The sequence below is a fragment of the Pedobacter polysacchareus genome, from assembly GCF_019802255.1.
GTDB lineage: Bacteria > Bacteroidota > Bacteroidia > Sphingobacteriales > Sphingobacteriaceae > Pedobacter > Pedobacter polysacchareus.
In genome coordinates this window covers 651,674-668,177 of record NZ_JAHYSS010000003.1, presented here as the reverse complement: position 1 = coordinate 668,177, position 16,504 = coordinate 651,674, and the positions used below count along the sequence as shown (strand labels likewise).

Annotated in this window: 22 protein-coding genes; 9 read left to right on the top strand and 13 right to left on the bottom strand. The window is 36.6% G+C overall.

Annotated elements, in window-relative coordinates; all coding sequences use genetic code 11:
• Positions 1-63 precede the first annotated feature (63 nt).
• The 3 genes from K7X70_RS10505 (at position 64) to K7X70_RS10495 (ending at position 1,928) form a co-directional block, all read left to right on the top strand.
• Positions 64-447 (top strand): RNA recognition motif domain-containing protein, encoded by a 384-nt coding sequence (locus K7X70_RS10505; RefSeq protein WP_222537015.1) that lies wholly within the window; start codon positions 64-66, stop codon positions 445-447.
• A gap of 779 nt (positions 448-1,226) precedes the next feature.
• Positions 1,227-1,655: a hypothetical protein gene (locus tag K7X70_RS10500; RefSeq protein WP_222537014.1), complete on the top strand. Its 429-nt coding sequence runs from the start codon at positions 1,227-1,229 to the stop codon at positions 1,653-1,655.
• A gap of 120 nt (positions 1,656-1,775) precedes the next feature.
• Positions 1,776-1,928 (top strand): hypothetical protein, encoded by a 153-nt coding sequence (locus K7X70_RS10495; protein WP_222537013.1) that lies wholly within the window; start codon positions 1,776-1,778, stop codon positions 1,926-1,928.
• Between the two features lie 315 nt (positions 1,929-2,243).
• Here K7X70_RS10495 and K7X70_RS10490 read toward each other — a convergent pair whose 3' ends face one another.
• A complete protein-coding gene (locus K7X70_RS10490; protein ID WP_222537012.1) occupies positions 2,244-2,861 on the bottom strand; it encodes a MarR family winged helix-turn-helix transcriptional regulator in 618 nt (205 codons plus the stop codon).
• A gap of 164 nt (positions 2,862-3,025) precedes the next feature.
• Between K7X70_RS10490 and K7X70_RS10485 the strand changes: the two genes are divergently transcribed.
• Positions 3,026-3,979, top strand: coding sequence for a fasciclin domain-containing protein (locus K7X70_RS10485; protein WP_222537011.1), 954 nt, complete (start codon positions 3,026-3,028; stop codon positions 3,977-3,979).
• A 230-nt stretch (positions 3,980-4,209) separates the two neighbouring features.
• On the opposite strand, the gene uraH is transcribed toward K7X70_RS10485, so the two are convergent.
• From uraH to K7X70_RS10470, 3 genes are all read right to left on the bottom strand, one after another.
• Positions 4,210-4,617, bottom strand: a complete 408-nt coding sequence (gene uraH, locus K7X70_RS10480) for a hydroxyisourate hydrolase (RefSeq protein ID WP_222537010.1) — start codon at positions 4,615-4,617, stop codon at positions 4,210-4,212.
• A gap of 44 nt (positions 4,618-4,661) precedes the next feature.
• Entirely contained in the window at positions 4,662-5,063 is a 402-nt protein-coding gene (locus K7X70_RS10475) for a heme-binding protein (RefSeq protein WP_222537009.1), read from the bottom strand.
• A 201-nt stretch (positions 5,064-5,264) separates the two neighbouring features.
• Positions 5,265-5,834, bottom strand: a complete 570-nt coding sequence (locus K7X70_RS10470) for a Crp/Fnr family transcriptional regulator (RefSeq protein ID WP_222537008.1) — start codon at positions 5,832-5,834, stop codon at positions 5,265-5,267.
• Between the two features lie 502 nt (positions 5,835-6,336).
• Between K7X70_RS10470 and K7X70_RS10465 the strand changes: the two genes are divergently transcribed.
• Positions 6,337-7,170, top strand: coding sequence for a universal stress protein (locus tag K7X70_RS10465; protein ID WP_222537007.1), 834 nt, complete (start codon positions 6,337-6,339; stop codon positions 7,168-7,170).
• Positions 7,171-7,235: 65 nt separating this feature from the next.
• Here K7X70_RS10465 and K7X70_RS10460 read toward each other — a convergent pair whose 3' ends face one another.
• Both K7X70_RS10460 and K7X70_RS10455 read right to left on the bottom strand, forming a co-directional pair.
• Positions 7,236-7,925, bottom strand: a complete 690-nt coding sequence (locus K7X70_RS10460) for a VIT1/CCC1 transporter family protein (protein WP_222537006.1) — start codon at positions 7,923-7,925, stop codon at positions 7,236-7,238.
• A gap of 25 nt (positions 7,926-7,950) precedes the next feature.
• Positions 7,951-8,400, bottom strand: coding sequence for a heme-binding domain-containing protein (locus tag K7X70_RS10455; RefSeq protein ID WP_222537005.1), 450 nt, complete (start codon positions 8,398-8,400; stop codon positions 7,951-7,953).
• Between the two features lie 272 nt (positions 8,401-8,672).
• Here K7X70_RS10455 and K7X70_RS10450 point away from each other — a divergent pair, with 272 nt between their 5' ends.
• Together K7X70_RS10450 and K7X70_RS10445 are read left to right on the top strand one after the other, a co-directional pair.
• Positions 8,673-9,113, top strand: a complete 441-nt coding sequence (locus K7X70_RS10450; protein ID WP_222537004.1) for an Hsp20/alpha crystallin family protein — start codon at positions 8,673-8,675, stop codon at positions 9,111-9,113.
• 56 nt (positions 9,114-9,169) lie between these two features.
• Complete coding sequence (locus tag K7X70_RS10445) at positions 9,170-9,469, top strand: hypothetical protein (RefSeq protein ID WP_222537003.1); 300 nt, start codon at positions 9,170-9,172, stop codon at positions 9,467-9,469.
• Positions 9,470-9,519: 50 nt separating this feature from the next.
• Here the strand turns inward: K7X70_RS10445 and idi are convergent, their stop codons facing one another.
• The 7 genes from idi to K7X70_RS10410 all read right to left on the bottom strand — a co-directional run bounded on the left by idi (position 9,520) and on the right by K7X70_RS10410 (position 14,940).
• Complete coding sequence (idi, locus tag K7X70_RS10440; RefSeq protein WP_222537002.1) at positions 9,520-10,053, bottom strand: isopentenyl-diphosphate Delta-isomerase; 534 nt, start codon at positions 10,051-10,053, stop codon at positions 9,520-9,522.
• A 127-nt stretch (positions 10,054-10,180) separates the two neighbouring features.
• Positions 10,181-10,924 (bottom strand): lycopene cyclase domain-containing protein, encoded by a 744-nt coding sequence (locus K7X70_RS10435; protein WP_222537001.1) that lies wholly within the window; start codon positions 10,922-10,924, stop codon positions 10,181-10,183.
• The gene (locus tag K7X70_RS10430; RefSeq protein ID WP_222537000.1) at positions 10,924-11,379 is read right to left on the bottom strand and encodes a sterol desaturase family protein; all 456 of its coding nucleotides are present in this window, start codon (positions 11,377-11,379) and stop codon (positions 10,924-10,926) included. The genes K7X70_RS10435 and K7X70_RS10430 overlap by 1 nt, the downstream gene beginning before the upstream one ends.
• 2 nt (positions 11,380-11,381) lie before the next feature.
• Positions 11,382-11,849, bottom strand: a complete 468-nt coding sequence (locus K7X70_RS10425) for an SRPBCC family protein (protein ID WP_222536999.1) — start codon at positions 11,847-11,849, stop codon at positions 11,382-11,384.
• Positions 11,850-11,913: 64 nt separating this feature from the next.
• Entirely contained in the window at positions 11,914-12,750 is an 837-nt protein-coding gene (locus K7X70_RS10420; protein ID WP_222536998.1) for a phytoene/squalene synthase family protein, read from the bottom strand.
• Positions 12,734-14,242, bottom strand: a complete 1,509-nt coding sequence (crtID, locus tag K7X70_RS10415; protein ID WP_222536997.1) for a bifunctional phytoene desaturase/3,4-desaturase — start codon at positions 14,240-14,242, stop codon at positions 12,734-12,736. The genes K7X70_RS10420 and crtID overlap by 17 nt, the downstream gene beginning before the upstream one ends.
• Positions 14,243-14,268: 26 nt before the next feature.
• Complete coding sequence (locus tag K7X70_RS10410; protein WP_222536996.1) at positions 14,269-14,940, bottom strand: MarR family winged helix-turn-helix transcriptional regulator; 672 nt, start codon at positions 14,938-14,940, stop codon at positions 14,269-14,271.
• Positions 14,941-15,124: 184 nt separating this feature from the next.
• Here K7X70_RS10410 and folE point away from each other — a divergent pair, with 184 nt between their 5' ends.
• Both folE and K7X70_RS10400 read left to right on the top strand, forming a co-directional pair.
• A complete protein-coding gene (gene folE / locus K7X70_RS10405; protein ID WP_222536995.1) occupies positions 15,125-15,787 on the top strand; it encodes a GTP cyclohydrolase I FolE in 663 nt (220 codons plus the stop codon).
• Positions 15,784-16,503 (top strand): SDR family NAD(P)-dependent oxidoreductase, encoded by a 720-nt coding sequence (locus tag K7X70_RS10400; protein WP_255607069.1) that lies wholly within the window; start codon positions 15,784-15,786, stop codon positions 16,501-16,503. The genes folE and K7X70_RS10400 overlap by 4 nt, the downstream gene beginning before the upstream one ends.
• Position 16,504: the final 1 nt, after the last annotated feature.

Genomic DNA, 16,504 nt, shown 5'->3' with positions numbered 1-16,504 from the left:
GGTCGCATTTTTCTTTATTGAACTGAATTAAGCTTAAGCTTAAGTTTGAAGACGATAAAAATTATGATTAAACTATTTGTAGTGGGTTATCCACTGGATATTGAGGAGGTGGAATTCATTGAGCTGTTCAGTATCCATGGAATGGTAGACAGCGTTCATTTGCTGACCGATAAAATTACACGTCAGCCTAAAGGCTTTGGATTTGTGGAGATGATAGATCAGCCTGGTGCAGACCGTGCGATTGCTACGTTAAATGGTATCGTTTTAAAAGGCAGGAAAATTACTGTGAAGCTAGCGGATGAAGACCGCGAGAGAAAACCCAGATCATTCAAGGGAAACCGTTTTTCAGTTCCGACAGACCTTACAGGTGACAGTAGGATAGGTGAGAATAAGGGGAAAAAGCCGAGAAAATTGATGTCTAATACTTTCCGGGTGAAGAACAGTTAAGCTGACGATATCTCAGATGAAATGAGATTTGGAGGACTGTTCTTTACAGCGCGGGAGTAGTTTTTTCCTGCAGAAATGAAGCAAGTTTTCAACATAAAAATGGAGTATATAGCGCAAAAAAAAAAGCTGTTTATTATTTGTTCCTTCTGACTTGTAATTATTTGATTTTCTTATTCTTATGTTTATTGTATCGTCGAAATTCCATGATTTAGACCTGATTTTTCTGGAAAAATAGGTGCAGATTATGGCGCTTAATTACCCTTATTTACATCTAAATCAGCATAATAACTATTAAATATACTCAAATGATAATCTATTTTTTTTGTGGGTAAAACAAAAATTAACAGCAAATATTTGATGTTAAATACTGCATAATTATGATAGATAATGACAATTAAATAGTTCAACGTTATTGAGTTTGTTTTGTCAATATTCTTCGTTTTATCCCTTTGCTTTTCTGATATTTTGTAACGCATTTGTAGCTTGTGTATTTTATTTTTACCCTATGGGATGGACATTCCGGAACATACTTGCTTTGTGTTTTTTAGGAGAAATTGGGAATGAAATACTAATAGGGTATCTTTTCAATAATTCTCAATTCGCGAATTGAGAATTATTGAAAAGCATTTGCAGGATGAAACAAATAATGCTACGCTACTAATTAATTGTAACTAGGTCATTAATCCATTTATAAATTACTAACTATGCATGTGAACTATTGCATTTTTTTAGCAAGGTCGTAGTTTGCCGGCTTGCACCTGTTAGGGATGATTTTGCTTATGCCGGTAAACCAGAAGTCAGCTTTAGTAAATATAGACCTGATGTTACCTTGTGTGGGATGTGGGAATGAAAAAAATCTACTTGTTGAAATCGAAGTGTCTCATCTTATGACGTATGAGAAACATCTGGAATACCAGCAGATTGGGGCGGATTGCCTTGTAATAGATCTGACCGACTATCCAAAGGTTTTTCATGTAGCGGATCTGGAACGGGAGTTAATTGAAGAAAGCAGTCGCAAAACTTATTATGGTTGTTTAAATTCTCATTTCAAATCTTTGGGAGATTACAAGAATATAAGAACAGAGAAAGAAGGCAACGCTTTAGCTAAGATTATTACTGGAGCTGTAATCGCAGTTAGTTTAGCTTATATGCTTTCTAGGAGATTTGGAAAAGATCGTTTCTTCAAAAAACGCAAACACAGATATTAGCTAAATTGCTGTAATTGAATACGGCGAACAAGCTATTCAGGATACTGTTTTATATGAATCTATAGTTGATCACCGCTCAAAATTTAACATTAGTCGCGGGATAGATTATAGTAATCAGGAATGGAAAAGATTAACTTCATTCCCCCAGGGGAAGTGATGAATGAATGGGAAGTTGATTATAAAGCCATGCAAATAGATATGATTTATGGTGAATCAAAACCCTTTAAAAAAAATTATCGAGAGATTAACATTGTTACAGGAACGCTTCCGTAAAGTTGAAATTTAGAAATTATTACGGATTCATGAATCTTAGAAAAGCAAGTGTCACAATTCACGACGAGATAATTGAGCTCTATAAGAATAAAACAATTGAAGCTCTAAAAGTCATTAAATTTAAATGGGCATATGGACAGGATGTCGATAAAATTTTAGATCATACTCAAAATCCAGTTGCTAATTTGTACACTATATTCACAGTGAGTACGAGAGAACTAATATTAAATGCAGTGTTTAATGAAGTGACTTGTGAAAGTTTGGAATTGCAATAATTTTTGCTTTTAAGGGATCGATGCACAGGATGGAATTAGTTTAGTCACCATTGGTTTGTATTTCTTGCTTGGTCTTTGATTTATGAAAGTTTTCGAGCTTTGTAAGTAATTTAATCAAATCCATTTTTTCATGATAGAGCAGTGGCTCTGTAACATTAATGGAGGCTTGTCTTATATTTTGCATACTTTCATTTAAAAGCTGTGTACCTTTAGGAGTAATTTGTATCATTCTATTCCTTTTATCAGTATCAATCAGCGTTTGCTCAACTAATCCATTGTTAATTAATCTATTCACGATCTGTATTCCTGCAGATTTTTCATGAACATTTAACTTTATCAAAGCAGCTTTACTCATACTTCCAAATGAAGTTAGACTGATCAAATAAATAAAATCATCAGGAGTCGAAAATTCTGTGTCCGCAATAGCAGCCTTTGCATGTATTTTCGCGTATCTGTACAGATGTACTAGTGAGGTGTTAATTATACTATCAGCTGAGCGACCTTTTGATTTACCTTCCCATTCAGGCTCTATTTCTCCGTGTTGCCCCTGGCTTTTCAAGTATTCAATTAACCACTGTCCAAAAGAATATACATCCTCATTCGCGTCTTTTACCTCATTTTCGTAAATCTTTACTAAGCTTACCAGTTCTGTTATCAAATTGTAATACATTTTCTTTTTTGATTTAATACAAAATTAGAATGAATTAGTATTTTTTTGCACCTTTTTTTTATTATATATTTTGATTTTTTAAAATAAAGGTATTAAAATGTACATTTGGCATGTTGTTTGGGTGTTATTTAGTATAAAAAAATACTAATTTTATGACAAACCTAAGCTTTAATCTTTTTAGAAAATCTGCTTTAATTGTAGCAATAGCAGTTTCTACATTATCTAGTTCCTGTAAAAAGGATAAGACAAACCCAACCCAAGAGAAGACTATTTCGGGTATCGTTATGAGCAGTAACAATTTTTCCCTGCTTAAAGCAGCACTTGCGCAAGCAGGATTGACTGATGTTTTGGCTGGAAAGGGGCCATTTACTGTTTTTGCACCCAATAACGATGCCTTTGTCGCGGCAGGATTGGATACCGAAGCTAAAATTAAGGCTGTGCCGGTAGAAACCTTAAAAAAGATCTTACTTTATCATGTTTTGGGTCAGCGAGTTCCTTCGGCTGAAATTGCAATGGCAAGCAATACTTCGGTTAAAACAGCTGCTGATCTCAATGTTTATGTTACGAAAAATGCTTCAGGTGTTTTTATAAATGGGGCGACGGTAATTCAAGCGGATCTAGCCGCTAGTAACGGAGTTGTTCATGTAATCAATGCTGTATTGATGCCTCCTGGTGGAAATATTGTTGAAGTAGCCCAGGCAAATTCTAACTTTAGCTTTTTAGTAGCTGCAGTGTTAAGAGCGAGTCAAGGTAGTACTAATGTAGCACAAGTGTTATCTGGAGCTGGTCCTTTGACTGTTTTTGCTCCAACTAATCAGGCCTTTATTAACGCAGGATTTGCAAATATTGCTGCAGTTCAAGCTGCCGATCCCGCAGTGCTTACCAGCATACTTACTTACCATGTAATAGCAGGCCGTATTTTTTCAAGCGATTTAACTGAAGGGGCAAAACCTGCGACCGTTAATGGAGGCACAGTTAGTATTACACTCACTGGCGGAGCTAAAGTAAAAGGTAATAAAAATACAACTTCATCGATGATTTCGCCTGCAAACATCATTACAACAAATGGAGTGATTCATGTTGTCGATCAGGTATTATTACCTTAAGTAATCATCAAGTTGGGATAATCTTTCAAACCAATATAACTGTTAACTCTAGTTAACAGTTATATTGGTTTATAGGGTTTTATTATAATTGACAAACTTTTGGTTAGCGCTATATATTCGCTTTATGTTAATTTTATAAAAAAAACAAAATTGTGCCCGGTGGGACCTATAAGGTTTCTGCTAGTCTTGCAGGTAATCAGGCTCAGCTGAAATACAATATAAGTTTATGGTTAATTACCTCTGTATGTACTATAACCATATGGAGATAAGGTTATTGGCACATGGTAATGTTTGTCGTCTTTGATTTGGAATACAACTTCAATGAAAGGATAAAAGCTTTCTGTTTTTTTACTTTTAAAGTAGTCTGCAATCAAAAATGTTAATCTGTATACACCTTTTTCAGTTTTATTTTCTTCTAAAAAGTTGCTAATCCTACCATTTTCGTCTGTTGTCTTTTGGTCTATAGATGTCCACAATTTAGTACCCTCGTTTAATTTTTCCAGTTTAACTGTTACATGTGCTGCGGGAAGTCCGGTAGAAACGTCAAGTATGTGGCTTGATAGGCGGTATACAGGTGCTTGTGCGTAACTTAAGTTTATCGCTAAGCTAAGTATGAAACCTAAAATTAATTTTTTCATATGGATATATATTAATAGGTGAATTTATACAAATTGGAATTACTTTATCTGGCAATAATGTCCGCCTCTGGAATACTGGCTGATCTGCCTATAAGATCGTCATTTTCCGGGCTTCCTCCACCTGCTATACCAATTGCGCCAATTACTTTGCTATCATGATAAAGTGGGATTCCCCCTCCGAGCAATAGGAGTTCTGGTAGATGAGCCAGGTTTTCTGTATCTGGATTAGATCTCGCATTTCTGGCTAGAATTAGCGTTGCAGTTTTTGTTGATGCTGCTGTAAACGCTTTGCGTCTTGCGGCCTCGGTATTGTGTATACCTACTCTGTCACCTCGGCTGAGAACAATGGTTTGTCCATTGGCATCCAATACTGCTACTGAAACATCCTTACCTAATGCGGAAGCTTTTTTTCTCGCCAGGGTAGTAAGCTGAATAGCTGTCTGCAATGTAATTTGGTCGGTTTTTATTAGAAATGGCTCTGATGATATACCCTCATCTTTTTTACTTTTCTCGGCCTGATTAGTCTGGCAGTAGGAGTTAAATGTTATAAAAGAGAATAAGACTATATATATGCTTGATTTCATGATTATCTTTTCTACAAATTTAGCTTGATGTTACTTTAAAAATGTTGATCTAAGTCAACGTTTTTAAAGTTTAGCCTTGATTCTGCTCAAAGTAGAAGGGGATATACCAAGATAAGAGGCCGCCATTTTATTCGAAATTCTCGATAGAAATTTGGGCTGATGTGTTTTTATCCAAATTACTTTTTCCATTGCATTAAAACCTTGAAAGCCATATATTCTTTTCTGCGCTATTATAAATCCTTTTTCCAGTATTCTGCGGTATACAAGGGCGAATTGAGGAATCTGATCGACCAAAAAATAGAAATCTGTTCTGCTGATTGTCAGTAGTTCTGATTTTTCGATGGTCTGGAGATATTCAAATGCAGGTTCTTGGTTAATTAAGCTAGGTAAGGCGGTGCCGAATTCACCCTGAAACGCAAAATAGCGGGTAGTTTCTGCTCCTTCACTATTTATCGTGTAAACTCTGATACAGCCTTTGTTTACAAAGTAATGGTTTTTACAAATTTCATTGTAATCTACCAATATCTGGTTGCGAGTGGTTTTAACCAAGCTGAACTTACTAAAGATAATAGTCAGGCTTGGTTCATCAATCTCTGTTATGCTTTTAATGTAGTGTTCTAAAAGTTTAAACATATCATTATCACTATTTTATTTCTCTTTCGTCCCTTTCTAGTACCTGTATGATCCCATTTGGGCCCAGGCATCCGAACTGGACTTTTTTTGGTTGTTCTGGATAAATAGCTTTATAACTTCTGCTCATTTTTAAAATTTCCGTTTGACATTATTGGGCAGTGTAAGGGACTTCTTAAGAAAGATAAAGTACTAATCTGTCGAATTTTATCAATGTAAAAATTTGCAGCTTTATAACCTAATTAATTGGTCATACTTCTGAAATTAAGCTAACATAATTATGCAATATGAAAAGTATTTATGTTGCATATTATTCTGAAGATTTCCATTTCATATGCGACTTATAGAATTCTTATGCGTAAGATATCATTGTCCAAATCTGAATTTTGTCTGGATATTTTGCGACCTATATCAATTGTTAAAATGATTTAAATCATATCAGATACGGAATGCAATTGTTAGCTTTATGGTTTTCATTATCAGTTTGTTGTAAATAAAATCAAATATGGAAACTATAATTGTCACCACTGACCAGTCAGCTAACTCAAAGTCTGCTATACGTTTTGCGATTAATATGGCAAGAACAAGAAAAGCTAAATTAGTTGTCTTACATGTTTATCATGTCTTGCGACCTTCCATATGGTCTGAAAATGCTTATCAGGTTTACAAGCATTCTTTTGTAAATCAAATCCGGAAAGAAATAACTGTGTTCATAAAAAAGATCGTCAGATCTTTGAATTTGTCGGACATGAGTTTCGAACTGATTACGATTGATCATACTGATGTGACAGAGGGGATTTTAAAATTTACAGCGCAGCATCCTTGTGATTATATCTGTATTAGCACAAGGGGGGCAGGGACTGTTAAGAAAATATTTGGTACACACAGTTCCAAACTGATTACTCATTCAAGAGTACCTGTAATTTGTATCCCTTCTGGGTACCGGAACCGGCCATGCAAGCGTGTGCTTTATGCGACAGATATGAATGACTATGAAACTGAATTCTCCAGATTAATCGATTTTGTAAAACCCTTCAATGCGAAGCTAAGGATGCTTCATGTGGCCTCAAGCAATGAATTTGTTGCTGATAGCGTACTGGCTGAGAAAAGAATTCAGGAGAAGTTAAGTTATAAAGTTGAAGTGATTAATCGTGAATGGAATATATCACATCCTATTTTAAAAGATATTGGTGCGGAAGTGAAACGTTATAAGCCATCATTAATTGCTTTTTTCACGCATCAAAAGCGGTCATTTTTAGCGCAGTTGGTACTTCCTTCAAATGCTGCCGAATATAGTTTTTATGGTCGCGTACCTATGATTTCTTTTAAAAAGGAATGATTCATCTTGTATTATTTGAGCATAATAATTGTTCTTTATTGGATATTAAAGAGTTGCTAAACAAATTATGTTGTTTTAACGCCAAAAAGATAGCCTACAGCAGCAGTCATTAGCATAGCCGCTGTTCCCCAGAAACAAATCCGGATAACAGCCTTGACAATATTTGAACCACCTGCTTTTGCTGCAATAGTTGCCGAAAGTGCTAAAAAAATGATGGAGAAGCCATACTGGTAAACAACCATTAGTTTTATTGGCGCGAATATGGAAACCAGTAAGGGTAGAAGACCACCAATAATGAAAGAAGCTGCGGAGGCTAAAGCAGCTTGCATTGGTTTTGCCTGGGTGATTTCATTAATACCTAGTTCATCCTTAGCGTGGGCTCCTAAAGCATCGTGAGCAGTGAGCTGTATAGCAACTTGCATGGCTAAATTTTCATCCAGGCCTCTGTGCTGATAAATATTGGCCAATTCTTTTAACTCCAGATCTGGCGTATTTTCCGCTTCCATTTTTTCTCTGGTCAAATCAGAAATTTCTATATCTGATTGTGAACTCACAGAAACATATTCTCCGGCTGCCATAGATAGTGCTCCGGCTACCAGTCCAGCAACTGCGGCAAGTACAATTGGTTCGCGTGTGGTGCTTGCCGCTGCAATACCAATGGCTAAACTGGTTGTAGAAAGGATACCGTCATTTGCGCCTAAAACTGCTGCTCTCAGCCAGCCGCTTCTATTGGTATAGTGCTCTTCTGATTCCATATCATAGTTTATTTTATAAATGATCTTAATTAATGTTTTTTTTAAGTTCTTTTGCCCAGGTGATGAGTTTATCTTTATCCTTTGGTGAAAGCACTGCTCCTCTGTGTATCAATGTATAGGAAGTCAGTGGCATTTCATCTTTTTCAATCGTTTCAATTACTTCATCCAGCTTGTGTTTTTTCTTTTTAACATCATAGTTGTTGAATTCATCAAAGTTTAGTTCATGTTTACCTTCGTTTACATGGCTTTGCAGCCACCAGGCAAAGGGTTGGATATTGCTGTACCAGGGATAAGCTGTGGTATTGGAATGGCAATCGTAACAACTCCTTCGTAAAATCACTCCAATCTCATTTGAAACTGGATAGTGAGCTTCAATTGCGTTAGGTGAAATTGAAGCAGAGCTATTTTTAGCTGGCCTGAAGAGCTGTATCACGAGTATCAATATAGCTATAATTACTAGTGCTTTTTTGATCATGATTTTATAGGTTTATGTTAAAAACAAATTAAGATAGTGAAAATTATTTGCTCTGTTTATCCATTGCATTCGCAGGAACGAAATCACATCTATTTCTGAATTTTTGACAGCTTAAAACTGAAGATTTTTCAGCAATCTTGAAATTTTTTCAGCTTCTTTAACTAAAAATCCATTTGGCATTTATCTTGTAATGTTCCTACCGAACGCAAGTTCAAAAGAGTTTAATTAATTATAAGTTTTAATCATTAAATCAAATTAAGGAGGAAAAACCCATGACGTTGGTTAAATTTAATCCAGAAAACAAGAGAAATTCATTAATGCCAGGCTTTAATGATGTTTTTGATTCAATTTTCAATGACACTTTTTTTGCAGACCGTATAGTGACTCGTGTGCCTGCTGCTAACATTAGTGAAAGTGCTGATCACTATCATGTTGAATTAGCTGCGCCAGGACTTAAAAAGGAGGATTTTAAACTTAATCTGGAAAGGAATGTATTGAGTGTTTCTGTAGAGCAACGCGCGCAAGACAAGCAAGAGGACAGGAATTATGCAAAACGTGAATACAGCTATAGTTCTTTTGTTCGCTCTTTTACTTTACCAGAAAGTGCAGACGAAAATGGCATTCAGGCTACTTATAAGGACGGTGTTTTAGCGATTGACATCCCGAAAAGAGAAGAAGCGAAAGCAGTAAGCCGTCAAATAGAGATTAAATAATTTAAAAAACACATCTCTGAGAGCTACCATCAGGTAGCTCTTTTTAATTTGTTATTATGGAAACTACTTTTGAAATTTCGCTTAATATGAAAACCCTTAAAGGTTTGGAAACCTACGCAAGTTTTTATTTAGGTTCTGATCAGAAATTCGCAAAAACCATCTTCGATATGATGCAGGGCGAGCGGGAAATAAAGGAAAACTCAGTGATTAGTATGGATTTAACCAAAAGGCAGCATGGTATTCCTTATCCATTGTCTATTTTGCATTGTAATTGGGCGCATCTGGCTTACAATACACAGATCATTACCAAAGAGATTTTTAAAGAACTTAATCTGGAACAAAAGAAATTACTATGAAATATGGTGTAAAACCTAGCTGATTTCAGTAAAATTAAAGAATGGCACACCTAAAGTTTTACATCGGGATTTAGATAATCTAAAATATTTGAAAAGACCATCTTAAACCAATAGGTGTACTGATCAGGATGCTCTTGTATATCTTTAGACAAAATTGTTGTGTCAATCCATTTAAAAGTTTGTACTTCTTTTGCGTTTGGTCTTGGGACTGCATCAGTATACCCTATAAATACATGGTCAAATTCGTGCTCTATCAGGTTATTTTCGACAGAAGTATTATAGATGAATGAAAAGACTTTCTCGATATTACATTGAATTCCCATTTCAAATTGCAGCCTTTCAATAGCACTTAGTTTAATGTCTTCGCCCAATTGCGGATGAGAGCAGCAGGCATTTGTCCATAAACCAGCCCCATGATATTTATGTTTGGCACGCTGATGAATCAACATTTCACCTTTATTATTAAATAGAAAAATTGAAAATGCTCTGTGCAAGAAGCCTTTTTGATGAGCTTCTATTTTGTCCATCTCCCCAATTGTCTTGTCATGCTGATCTACCAAAACTACTTTGTTTCTGTTCTTCATTCTTTATTTTTATTATTTCAATGCTTTACCATAAATTTCTAAAGCTCTTTCACGGGCCGTTTTGTGTTCAATAATGGGTTTTGGGTAAGATCAGAGTATAATTTGTTTTTTATCAGTGATGAAGCTATCATGAGTTTTTATAAATTGCGTTTTGCGAGTGTGAACTCATGATGGTTTCATAATCACCTACTGGTTTTTGAAACATTTTAAATAAATATATATTGAGTAAAAACTGCGTATAACCATATACAGCATCTTCTATTGGAATAGTAAGGATCCGAATATTTAAGAAACTCTTCGGATTGTAATTCACAATCGGAGAATCCAAACCAGTACCCGTCAAAACACCATTAACAGGGAAAAATCCCAGCATCAGAATAGCAAATACAAAAGATGCCTGACCGATCCAGGCCGCTCTTACTACAAAATGCAGGTAAATTAGCGTTAGCGCTGTTACTATAGCAGTTACAAAAGTGTAGGTTCTGTCGTAATGCAACAATGCGATAACGGTGCATATAATGACACTTAAAAAAACAATGATGTTGTTAAATGCACTTAGCCAGCTAAGATTTAAGAATTTGTCCAGGCAGAAATAGGTAAACACACAGGAAAAAGGGATACAGATGAAAAAAAGCCATTCTTCAATAGGCAGTCCCAAAAGAATTATCCCTGTAGTATAAGCGGTATTGAACCACCATACCTGATGAGCAGTAAACCATACATCCCAGGCAATAAAAGGAATAGCGACTAAAATACTCGCTTTTAAAAAGGCTGGAAAATGCTTGTTGAACCGAATTCTCTTGTCAAAAGAGAAAATAAAGCAAACGCTGATGGTCAGTAAATTAATTAACAAGTAAGTGTAGGGTTTCATTACTTATTTTTTTTATAATACATTTTGAAATATTTCATTGGGACATACAAGAAACCAAAGCATTCACCTTCTTCTTTGCCCAGGTGTTTATGATGTTGTTTGTGCGCCCTGCGAATCGCCAGTAAGTAAGGGTTTTGGGTATTTGCCAGATATTTAATGCGTTGGTGAATAAAAATGTCATGCACAAAGAAATAGGCCATTCCATAAAGTGTAATAGCCAGTCCTATGTAAAACAAGTAATTGAAATGATTTAAGGAACCGAAGTAGATCAAAGCAATAGCCGGTAGAGCAAAAATCACAAAGAAGTAATCATTTTTCTCAAAAGGCCCCTCAGTACTGTGGTCGTGATGGTCATGATGTAATGCCCATAAAAGACCATGCATGATATACTTATGGATAAACCAGGTGGCTCCTTCCATCAATATAAAGGTGATCAGTAGGATAATGAAATTCATGCTTAATGTTTTATCTGTTTAAATAACGCTTCCAAAACCTGATTGCGGTAGTCGAAAATATGTTCCAATTTTTTCTTTACCATCAAACTGTGCACCATCTTGCCAATGATACCAAATGGCAATTCATAGTCCACAGTATCTACCATCAAAACCCCATTTTGGTTTGGGATAAATTCATGATGATGTCTCCATAATTTGTAAGGACCTTTTTTCTGAAAATCGGTAAAGCTTTTTTGGTAGTTAACCTCCGTAATTTCAGTCTGCCATTTCAGTGGAATACCCAGCACAGGGGAAACTGTATAATCGATAATCATTCCTTTATAAATATTCCCCTCCGGTAGATTGCTTAATACAACAAAGCCCATTTCTTTGGGCGTGATACGCGAAAGATTGTGTGGCGAAGAAAAGAAAGCCCAGGCAGTTTGAATATCACAATATAGTTGTTGTTCTCTTTTAAGTTGATAAATCATTTTTTTGCTTTTAGATGAGGTCTTCCAGCATATTTCTCAAATGCATAGATGTAATTTTTTAAAATCATATGATGGCCATCTTATATTGTACATAGCTACTCATTGCCAGAGAGAACTTTTGACTGTTTGGAATACGTATCCTTTGATTCATAATTTTTTCTGCAGGCGTACTCTTTATTTTTTTAAACAATGATAGGTAATATTTGTAGGCCAGGTATACGCCAAATTTGGAAGAAGCCGGTAATTTTTTTATCCCGGTTAATGCCTCTTTAAACTCCGCTTCAATCTCATTTTCAATTTCTAATTTGATTTTGTTGTCGAATGTTTTCATATCAATATTAGGAAAATATGTGCGTCCCAAAACATGGTAATCGTCTTTCAGATCACGTAGAAAGTTTACTTTCTGAAAAGCCGAACCCAATTTCATGGCATAAGGTTTTAGATTATCGAATGTTTCTTTATTACCCTCTACAAATACTTGAAGGCACATCAATCCTACAACTTCGGCCGAACCCAATATATATTCATTATACAAATCAGAATTGTAATCTATCTGCTGCAAATCCATTTGCATGCTATGCAGAAACTGTTCGATTAAGGTTTTGTCAATGGCAAAATGATTGACCGTATCCTGAAAGGATTGTAAAATAGGATTAAGGGAAATACCCTCTTCCAAGGCAGTCCAGGTTTCTATTTTAAAGCGTTGCAGCAAGCATGCCTTATCATAATCATGAAAGCTGTCTACAATTTCGTCGGCCAGACGCACATAACCATAAATCGCATAAATGGCAGGACGAATGGAGGGTTTTAGCGCGAGAATTCCCAATGAAAAACTGGTGCTATATTTTTCCGTAACTGCTTTGCTTACCTTATAAGCCAAATCATCATACAATTTTTTCACGCCTTTTTAGTTTTAGGTTATTCACTTCTTTTGCTACTATTTTACCGGAAATAATTGATGGGGGGACACCAGGGCCAGGTACGGTCAACTGCCCGGTATAAAACAAATTTGACAAATGCTTGTTTTTGATGCTGGGTTTCAATACTGCGGTTTGCGATAATGTATTTGCCAAACCATAGGCATTGCCTCCGTAAGCATTGTAATCGCTAATAAAATCATCCACACAATAGCTTCGTTTGTAATTTAATTTTGATAACAAATCTTTTGCTCCAGTGTGTTTTTCCAAACGTTTAATCATATCCTGAAAATAGTGCTCACGCGTATTTTCCTCATCATTAAGCCCGGTTGCCAGCGGCATGAGCAGGAACACATTTTCATGTCCCTGGGGTGCTACCTCAGGATCTGTTTGGGATGGACAGCAAGCATAGAACAATGGTTTTTCGGGCCATTTTTTTTCTTCGTAAATGCTCTTAATGTGTTCATCCAGATCATTCTCAAAAAATAAGGTATGATGTTTAAGATTAGGAAGCCTTTCTTTAAATCCTAAATAGTAAATCAGGCAGGAGGGAGCAAAGGTTCGGCTTTTCCAATACTTCTGATCATAGTTACGCAATTCGCTGTTGAGCAGTGTTTCGGTATGGTGATAATCCGAAGAGGCAATAATGGCATCAAACTCCTTAAATTCCCCATTTACGACGATTCCCCTGGCAACTCCTTCTTCAGAAACGATCTTTTCTACATTTTGATTAAAATGAAAAACGGCACCTTGTTTCTCTGCTACTTTTTTCATCCCTAATACCAATTGGTAAAATCCGCCCATGGGATACCAGGTACCCAAGGCATAACCGCCATAGTTCATCAGGCTATAGAGTGCCGGAATATTTTTAGGGGAAGCGCCCAGAAAAATAACAGGAAACTCCATCAAGGTTCTTAGTTTGGGGTGTGAAAAATACTTGCTAACGTAGCTTCTGAAATTTGATAGCAGATCCAGTTTTAAAGCGCTGCCGGCAATTTTAGGGGAGACAAACTCCAGCCAGCTGTAACAGGGTTTGTTCACAAAATCCTGCATTCCAACTTCGTATTTGTATTTGGCGGCGCTCATGAAGGCGTCCAGTTTTTTACCCGCTCCGGTTTCTAGCTGCTCAAACAAGTTTTTTAGATCCTGGTAAGATTCTGGGACCGTAAGCAGCCCATCCTCAAAAACCATCTCAAACTGGGGACTAAGGGACACAAGGTCATAAAAGTCACTTGCTTTATGACCAAAATCGAGGAAAAAGTTATCAATAATATCGGGCATCCAATACCAGCTCGGGCCCATATCAAATACATAACCATTTTCTGTGTTGAATTGTCTGGCTCTTCCTCCAGGTTGAGGATGCTTTTCGAAAATATGCACTTCATCACCAGCCTGAGCGGCATATGCTGCAGCCGAAAGACCGGAAATTCCAGCACCAATGATAGCTATCGTCTTTTTTGAATCTGGCGTTTGCATAGAGGAGTTTTATTTATGGACTAGCTTTAATTTTTTTTTAATAAAAAATTATTGTAAGCGATATAGATCAGCTGATTGGGCTCTATATTTTCAGCATAGATAGTTTGATGAAAGTTATCCAATTTCTGAAGTATTTTAATCAATTTTATTTTTTCAGTATCGCTAAGGTTTCCGGTAACAATTTGACTGGCTTGCTTTATTTTTCCCATAATCTCTTCCAATGCTTCAATTCCTTTAGCTGTAATCGAAATGATTTTACTTCGTTTGTCTGCTATAGAATCACTTTGTTGTATCCAGTCTTGCCCAATCAGTCGGTTGATAATCTGCATACCTACAGGTTTGTCCTGGATGTTCTTTTTAATCAACTCTGTTTTTGTCATCGACCCAAAGGCTTTTAGGTTAATTAAATATATAAAATCTTCTTGAGTGCTGAATGCCGAATCGTATATGGCGGATTTGGAGTAGGTTTTTGCGTATCTGTTGAGGTGAACAATTAAGGTATTGATCTCGCTTTCCAGACTTCGGCCATTTTCCTTTCCATCCCAATCCAGCTCATTGTACAAATGCGCTGTTTCTCTTTCATCATCATGAATCCAACGTTTAAATCCAGTCAGGTTTTTTGTATAAGATTTGGAATCTACTGTTGTGTCAAATTTTTCAATAAGGTCAGTAACCTGTTTAATCAGTTGATAGTTCATGATGAAATGGATTTGATTTTAGTTCACAAATATACTATAATATCAAATATTAGTATAATTAAAAACTAAATAATACTTTTGTATACTATTTTTAGTATATAATTGTACTAATATTTATTGCGTTAAAATTTTCAATATCGAGTTGCAACAGATTTCAATATCACACATTAAACTATGATTTTCAATGAATAGTAATAACAATATCCAAATAACAGCTGACCTTGAAGCGGCTGTAAATGCGTCTTTCTACGATACCCCAATGCGGGTTGATGCATTTGAATTAGATGACGATGCTAAAATCGAGTTGATTCAAAAGCACTTTGCAGCTATTATGCATACACTCGGTCTTGATCTGAGCGATGATAGCCTAAAGGATACTCCCAGAAGGGTCGCAAAAATGTATGTCAAAGAAATATTCAGGGGGCTTAATCCGGAAAACAAGCCGGTTGCAACATTGTTTAGCAATCCATTTAGCTACAACCAAATGCTAGTGGAGAGAAATATAAGTGTTTATAGCAATTGTGAACATCATTTTGTACCCATCGTTGGTAAAGCGCATGTTGCTTATTTTAGCAATGGGCAAGTGATTGGCTTGTCTAAATTGAACCGGATTGTACAATATTGCTCACAACGGCCACAAATACAGGAAAGACTCACCAAGCAGATCGCTAACATGATCAAAGAATCGCTCGGAACAGAAGATGTGGCAGTGATTGTTGATGCCCATCACCATTGTGTCTCCAGTCGTGGGATAAGAGATACCGGTAGCAGTACATTGACAGCTGAGTATTGTGGCCGTTTTTTAGATCCTGATGTAAAAAATGATTTTTTAAGACATATAGGATGATGAATTTTGAGAGAAAAAATATATTAGTGGTCGGTGGGAGTTCTGGTATAGGGCTTTCGCTGGTCAGGTTACTGGTTATAAATGGCGCAACTGTGTATAACATATCCAGAACTAAGAATGCCGATTGGCCTGAAGGTATTATGCACCTGTCCCTGGATGTTCTTGGAGATGTTAGGGCTATGGCAGACTTTCTTCCTGAGCAGTTACATGGTTTGGTGTATTCGGTGGGTAGCATTAACCTGAAGCCATTTGCCCGTTTAACCGAGGAAGATTTTTTAAACGATTACAGGATCAACGTCTTGGGCGCGGCTAAGGTAATTCAGCAAGCCATGAAAGCACTTAAAGCAGCAAAAACGGCCTCGGTTGTGCTCATCAGTTCGGTAGCAGCACGCTCGGGCATGAGTTTTCATGGCAGTATAGCGGGGGCAAAGGGGGCAGTTGAAAGTATGGCGCTTTCACTTGCTGCCGAACTTGCACCCAGCCACATCCGCGTCAATGTGGTGGCACCTTCACTCACCGACACACCACTTTCACAAAATCTTTTGAATACCACTGAGCGAAGGGAAGCTGCTAATAAACGCCACCCTCTGGGCAGGCATGGTTTACCGGAAGATATCAGTTCTGCGATTGCTTTCCTGCTAGCCGATGAATCGAGCTGGATGACAGGCCAGATTATCGGTATTGACGGAGGTTTGGTTAAATTAAAGACAAATTAAG

Excerpts from the sequence above, each read along its gene's own strand:
- K7X70_RS10465 (WP_222537007.1), top strand. The coding sequence starts at position 6,337 with ATGGAAACTATAATTGTCACCACTGACCAGTCAGCTAACTCAAAGTCT.
- K7X70_RS10410 (WP_222536996.1), bottom strand. The coding sequence starts at position 14,940 with ATGAACTATCAACTGATTAAACAGGTTACTGACCTTATTGAAAAATTT.
- K7X70_RS10445 (WP_222537003.1), top strand. The coding sequence starts at position 9,170 with ATGGAAACTACTTTTGAAATTTCGCTTAATATGAAAACCCTTAAAGGT.
- folE (WP_222536995.1), top strand. The coding sequence starts at position 15,125 with ATGAATAGTAATAACAATATCCAAATAACAGCTGACCTTGAAGCGGCT.
- K7X70_RS10495 (WP_222537013.1), top strand. The coding sequence starts at position 1,776 with ATGGAAAAGATTAACTTCATTCCCCCAGGGGAAGTGATGAATGAATGG.
- K7X70_RS10485 (WP_222537011.1), top strand. The coding sequence starts at position 3,026 with ATGACAAACCTAAGCTTTAATCTTTTTAGAAAATCTGCTTTAATTGTA.
- K7X70_RS10455 (WP_222537005.1), bottom strand. The coding sequence starts at position 8,400 with ATGATCAAAAAAGCACTAGTAATTATAGCTATATTGATACTCGTGATA.
- K7X70_RS10400 (WP_255607069.1), top strand. The coding sequence starts at position 15,784 with ATGATGAATTTTGAGAGAAAAAATATATTAGTGGTCGGTGGGAGTTCT.
- uraH (WP_222537010.1), bottom strand. The coding sequence starts at position 4,617 with ATGAAAAAATTAATTTTAGGTTTCATACTTAGCTTAGCGATAAACTTA.
- crtID (WP_222536997.1), bottom strand. The coding sequence starts at position 14,242 with ATGCAAACGCCAGATTCAAAAAAGACGATAGCTATCATTGGTGCTGGA.
- K7X70_RS10470 (WP_222537008.1), bottom strand. The coding sequence starts at position 5,834 with ATGTTTAAACTTTTAGAACACTACATTAAAAGCATAACAGAGATTGAT.
- K7X70_RS10425 (WP_222536999.1), bottom strand. The coding sequence starts at position 11,849 with ATGATTTATCAACTTAAAAGAGAACAACAACTATATTGTGATATTCAA.
- idi (WP_222537002.1), bottom strand. The coding sequence starts at position 10,053 with ATGAAGAACAGAAACAAAGTAGTTTTGGTAGATCAGCATGACAAGACA.
- K7X70_RS10430 (WP_222537000.1), bottom strand. The coding sequence starts at position 11,379 with ATGAATTTCATTATCCTACTGATCACCTTTATATTGATGGAAGGAGCC.
- K7X70_RS10450 (WP_222537004.1), top strand. The coding sequence starts at position 8,673 with ATGACGTTGGTTAAATTTAATCCAGAAAACAAGAGAAATTCATTAATG.
- K7X70_RS10435 (WP_222537001.1), bottom strand. The coding sequence starts at position 10,924 with ATGAAACCCTACACTTACTTGTTAATTAATTTACTGACCATCAGCGTT.
- K7X70_RS10460 (WP_222537006.1), bottom strand. The coding sequence starts at position 7,925 with ATGGAATCAGAAGAGCACTATACCAATAGAAGCGGCTGGCTGAGAGCA.
- K7X70_RS10500 (WP_222537014.1), top strand. The coding sequence starts at position 1,227 with ATGCCGGTAAACCAGAAGTCAGCTTTAGTAAATATAGACCTGATGTTA.
- K7X70_RS10505 (WP_222537015.1), top strand. The coding sequence starts at position 64 with ATGATTAAACTATTTGTAGTGGGTTATCCACTGGATATTGAGGAGGTG.